The following is a 3,266-nucleotide window of genomic DNA, read 5'->3' as shown; positions in this document are numbered from 1 at the left end:
CTCGGGCAGCTTCAGCATGCGCACGAACATGGTGGGCACCAGCTGGCTGTGGGTGATGTGGTGTTTCTCCACCAGCGCCAGATAGGCTTCGGGATCGAACTTCTCCATCACCACCACGGTGCCGCCAAATTTGTGCACGCTCATGCAATAGCGCAGCGGCGCGGCGTGATAGAGCGGCGCCGGCGACAGATATTTCATGCCCGGCGCGAATTGATACAGCGCCGCCACCATGCCGGACAGCGCATCGACCTGATCGATCGGCCCTTCCGGCAAGGGCCCGCGCACACCCTTGGGCCGGCCGGTGGTGCCGCTGGAATAGAGCATGTCACGCCCGGTGCTTTCATCGGCGATACGGGTGGTGGGCAGGTTGTGAATTGCATCGTGCAGGCGGGTGCAGCCGGGTGCGCCGCCGCCCGTGCAGAACCGCGCCGCTGGCAACAGGGCGGGCGTGGCGGCCACGGCAACGTCGGCCAGCGCCGGGGAACAGAAGATCGCCTTTGCACCCGAATCCTGCGCGATATAACCGGCCTCATCGGCGGTCAGCTTGGTGGACATGGCGACATAGACAAGGCCCGACCGTTGCGCCGCCCAGCAGATCGGCAGGAAATCGATCTCGTTGTGCATCAGGATGGCGATGGTGTCGCCGCGCACCAGGCCGAGGCCGCGCAGCAGATGCGCGATGCGGTTGGATTCGGCTTCCAACTGGGCATAGCTGAGCGTTTCGCCGCTGCCGGCCATGATGATGGCAGGCGTATCGGGCTGGTTCGCGGCATGATGAAACGGGTGCATGGTCTATCCTCTTGGCGAACGGCGGCGATCCCACCAGATGGCAATGGCCATCCCGGCGGCAAACAGGCTGGCAAGGCCAGTGATGTTGATGCCCAACTGGACCCAGCCCAGCTTTCCGGCATCGATGAAATAATAAGGGTAGCTGCCGGTCTGCGCGCCCACCAGCAGCGCAAACAGGCAATAGGCCAACGGCAGCGGCAGCACCGCCCACAGATGCGACCAGCCAAGCCGGGCCGCCGGCCGCAGCAGCAGCCACCACAAGGGCCAGGCAGCGGGCGCAAAGACATGGAAGATGAAATCAATGGCCTGGCGCAACATGGTTGGCGGGTGGTTCAGCCCGGCGAGCAGCGTGTTGTAGACAATGCCCACCACCGCAATCCACGCCGCACTGGCAGCCAGCAATGCCGGATGCGCCGGGCCTCGCGCCCGGCCGACGAGAGCGACATGGCCGGCAATCAGCGCCACCGCCGTGTTGGACCAGATGGTGAACCAGCCATAGAGCCGCTGCACCTCGTCTAGCGGATCGCGGCCACGTTCAATCACGTTCAGCCCGAACTGGGTGACAAGCGCCGTGCCGCACAACACCGCAACGGCCGCCGCAGCGGCGCGTGATCTGCCTGTCAGCCATTCTTCCTTCATGGCCTGCAGTGCTAGCGCAGCCAGCGCCAAGCGCAAAGCCTGTCGCCATTGGGGGGTGGCGCTGATAGGCTCACCGGCGGGAGATTGCCGCCATGCCCGTCCACACCCGCACCTGCCATATCTGCGAAGCCAATTGCGGATTGCTGATCGAAACCGAAGGACGCCGCGTCGTCAGCATTCGCGGCGACAGCGATGATCCGATTTCGCGCGGCCACATCTGCCCCAAGGGCAATGCCATCGCCGATCTGGAGGCCGATCCGGACCGGCTGACCAGTCCGATGAAGCGGGTCGGCTCCGAATGGGTGGCGCTGGACTGGGAGACGGCGCTGTCCGAGATCGGCGCGAAGTTTGCCGCCATCCGGACGGCCGGCGGCGCGGCGGCGCTGTATGTCGGCAATCCCACCGCGCATGATTTCGCGCTGGGTATGCAGACCGGCGCGCTGAAGAAGGCGCTGGGGGTGCGCGGGGTCTATTCGGCCTCCACCGTCGATCAGATGCCGCATCAGCTGGCGCAATATTATCTCTATGGCCACAATGCCTTGTTCCCGATTCCAGACATCGAACGCACGCAGCATCTGGTGATCCTGGGTGGCAATCCGCTGGCATCGAATGGCAGCGTGTGGACCGTGCCCGACGTGAAGCGCCGCATCGGCGAGATGCAGGCGCGCGGCGGCAAGCTCACCGTAATCGATCCGCGCCGCAGCGAAACGGCGGGCATTGCGGACGCTCATCATTTCATCCGCCCTGGCAGCGATCCGGCCCTGCTGGTAGCGCTGCTGTTGGCGCTGGACGATGCCGGCCTGGTGAACCCCGGCCGGCTGGCGCCCATGCTGGAGGGCTGGGACGAGGCGTGGGCGGCGCTTCGCCAGTTCACGATCACCGATCTCGCCCGCGCCTGCGGCTGGGACGTTTCTGCCATCCACGCGCTGGCCGCCGAGCTCGGCAATGGCCAGCCCACCGCCGTTTACGGCCGCATCGGGGTGAGCACGGCGCCATTCGGCACGCTGGCGCACTGGCTGATCAACCTGCTCAACATTGCGACGGGCAATCTCGACCGCGAGGGCGGGGTGATGTTCTCCAGCCCGGCGGTGGATGTCGCCGGCAGCTCCGGCCCCGGCAGCCGCGGGCGCTTCTTCAGCCGGGTGAGCGGCCATCCGGAAGTGATGGGGGAATTCCCGGCGGTGAGTCTGGCGGAGGAAATTGCCACGCCCGGTGACGGCCAGATCAAGGCGCTGGTGGTGATTGCCGGCAACCCGGTGCTCTCAGTGCCGGATGGCGGGGCGCTGGATGCGGCGCTGGATAGCCTGGAACTGATGATCTCGGTCGAACCGATGATCACCGCCACATCACGCAAAGCGCATTATATTCTGCCGCCCTGCGCAGCCCTGGCCAAGGATCATTATCCGCTGCTGCTGGCCCCGATCGCCTTCCGCAACTTCGCCAAATTCTCGCCCGGCTTGTGGGAGCCGCTGGAGGGGCAGAAGCGCGATTGGGAAGTGGTGGCGGGCCTCGCCCAGGCGCTGGCCGCAGCGCAAGGCATCAATCTGCCGCCACCGGTGCAGCCGCGCGAACAGCTCGATCGCATGTTGCAAAAAGGCGGGCTGAGCCTGGCGGAGGTCATGGCGCATCCGCACGGGCTTGATCTGGGCCCGCATGTGCCGCGTTTGCCAGAGCGGCTGTTCACGCCCGGCAAGACCATCCGCTGCGCACTCGAACCGGTGATCGACGATTTCACCGGACGCTTTGCCGCGTGGCTGAAGGCCCAACCCGAACCCGGCCTGGTGCTGATCGGGCGCCGCCATATCCGCAGCAACAACAGCTGGCTGGGCAACGCCCCG

3 protein-coding genes are annotated in these 3,266 nt (G+C 66.0%); 1 reads left to right on the top strand and 2 read right to left on the bottom strand.

The features are described from left to right. Together RT662_RS14780 and RT662_RS14775 are read right to left on the bottom strand one after the other, a co-directional pair. A partial coding sequence (locus RT662_RS14780; protein WP_313671450.1) for an AMP-binding protein occupies window positions 1-789 on the bottom strand: 789 nt, incomplete at its 3' end. 3 nt (window positions 790-792) lie between these two features. Further along, complete coding sequence (locus tag RT662_RS14775) at window positions 793-1,428, bottom strand: Pr6Pr family membrane protein (protein WP_313671449.1); 636 nt, start codon at window positions 1,426-1,428, stop codon at window positions 793-795. 92 nt (window positions 1,429-1,520) lie between these two features. Between RT662_RS14775 and RT662_RS14770 the strand changes: the two genes are divergently transcribed. After that, window positions 1,521-3,266: molybdopterin-dependent oxidoreductase (locus RT662_RS14770; protein ID WP_313671448.1), on the top strand; the 1,746-nt coding region annotated here is incomplete at its 3' end.

Source organism: Sandarakinorhabdus sp. (assembly GCF_032115815.1).
Lineage (GTDB): Bacteria > Pseudomonadota > Alphaproteobacteria > Sphingomonadales > Sphingomonadaceae > Sandarakinorhabdus.
Note: the sequence above shows the minus strand (reverse complement) of the source record. Positions and strands in the feature narration are given on the sequence as shown.